Here is a 1,926-nt window from a genome sequence, read left to right as displayed (position 1 = left end):
CGTCAAATGTTCGCCATCCAGCAACGGCCGACGCCCACCCTTGTTCTTGCCTTCGCCCATGTTTGCTGCTCTCCCGCTCTCCCGCTTTCTCGCGGACAACGCAGATTAGACAATCATTTAGGCGACACCCTCTGACAAGCCGTGAACGAACCGCCGATCGACCGTGGGGAGCGCATGGCTGCTGATTGCAGCAGTGGCGCGAGGAGGCGGGAGCCGATGCGCAGCGTGAGTGGTGCGAGGGCCCTTTGTGCGGCTGTGCAAGGCCAGGCGAGCGTGCGCGGCGGCCAAGGGCGCCCGGCGCGCCCTGCTTCAGGCTTCGACCGCGATGTTCAGACTGCGCATGCGCATCAGGTTGTGCGCCAGGGCGTGCCACAGCAGCACGGCGCGCGCCTTGGCGATGCCGCAGACGTTGAACCGCTGCAGCCCCCGTCGTCGCAGTTGCGCGTTGGCGCATTCGACCGTGGCTCCGCGCTGGATATACAAGGCCTTGGCGAAGTCGCTGCGCATGAACTCCCGCCACTGGGCCTGCGCAGGCGAGTCGGTGTCCTTGGGCGCGAGGCGGTCGATGTCCGGGTTGCGGCTGCGCGGGGGTGGCAACACGGGCTGGGTGCCGCGTGCGGTCAACTCGTCGATGGCCTGCAGCTTGGTGAAGCCGCCATCGGCCAGCCAGTGCTCGGGCGTGACGGCGTAGCGCTGCTGGATGTTGGCGTGCATCGGGCTCATCTGGCCCATGTCGCTGCCGCTGTGGGTGATGGCCACGGCGGCGATGAGCTGCGTCTGGGCATCGACCGCCAGTTGGGCGTTGAATGCTGGCCGGAAGCCTCCATCGGCCATCTTCATCACCCGCGCATCAGGGTCGGTGGTGCTCACACGCGGCTCGGGTTCAGGCTTGGCCGCGGTGCTTGTGGGGCTGCCCGGCTCGTCGTCCCCGCCGCGGCCGCGCCGCTTGGACGGCTTGGGCTTCTTGGCCTCGGGCAGGGGCTTGCGCTGGAGCTTGTCCATCGTGGCCAGGGCCGCTGCCAGGCGCTGTTCGCGCTCGCGCGCGGCGCGCTCGATGGCCGCCTGCTTGCGTCGGGCGCTGGCGCCCGCGTCTTCGGTGAGCTCGCGCTTGAGGGTGCGCACCTGGGCCTCGGCCTGGGCGCGCAACTCGGCGAGCTTCTCGCGCCGGCGAAAGCTCGACGCCTTGGCATGCGCACGCACGCGCAGCCCGTCCTGCGCCACCGCGTTCAGCGTGATCAGGCGGCGGTCCAGCAGCGAGGTGATCGAGGCCGTGAGCTGGGCATCCAGCCAGGCCTCGTGGGCGGTGCGGAAGTCCGCCAGCGAGTGGTAGTTGACGCCCACGCCGCCGCAGATCCAGCGGTAGGCGTCGTCGCGGTCGCACAGTCGATCGATCTCGCGCGCCGAACCCACGCCGTCGATGGTGGCCCACAGCCACAGCGCCACCAGGATCGCCGGATCGATGGCCGGCGCACCGCCGCGACCGGCCACCGACTTGATGCGCGCATACAGCGGCGCCAGGTCCAGCGCCTGAACGAACGCCCAGACGGTACGCGCTGCATGGTCATGCGCGAGCAGCGACTCCAGATCGACCGGGCGAAGCTCCACCTGGTTGCGCTGTGGCGACATGACCCGCGCTGCACCGCCTGCCCGCACAGGCTCGGTCATCACCGCACCCGCAGGCAACTCCCCTTCACCGAACAGACCTTGTTGGGTCTGCTCACCCTCGTCTCCAACCGTCGTAGCGTCCATGCAATGCTTAACGGTTCAGGGGCGCGTTTCGTTCACACGTTCTGAGAGGGTGTCGCCGAAATGATTGTCTAATCTGCGTTGTCCGCGAGAAAGCGGGAGAGCGGGAGAGCAGCAAACATGGGCGAAGGCAAGAACAAGGGTGGGCGTCGGCCGTTGCTGGATGGCGAACATTTGACG

Annotated in this window: 1 protein-coding gene; it reads right to left on the bottom strand. The window is 68.1% G+C overall.

The window, feature by feature from the left end:
• Nucleotides 1–309 precede the first annotated feature (309 nt).
• Nucleotides 310–1,665, bottom strand: coding sequence for an IS1182 family transposase (locus tag AACH11_RS24690; protein ID WP_341376952.1), 1,356 nt, complete (start codon nucleotides 1,663–1,665; stop codon nucleotides 310–312).
• Nucleotides 1,666–1,926: the final 261 nt, after the last annotated feature.

This window comes from Pseudaquabacterium rugosum (assembly GCF_038066575.1).
Taxonomy (GTDB): Bacteria; Pseudomonadota; Gammaproteobacteria; order Burkholderiales; family Burkholderiaceae_C; genus Pseudaquabacterium; species Pseudaquabacterium rugosum.
This window is presented reverse-complemented; position numbering and strand designations above follow the sequence as displayed.

Bases quoted from the DNA above. Each gene is read 5' to 3' on its own strand.
- AACH11_RS24690 (WP_341376952.1), bottom strand. From the start codon at position 1,665: ATGACCGAGCCTGTGCGGGCAGGCGGTGCAGCGCGGGTCATGTCGCCA.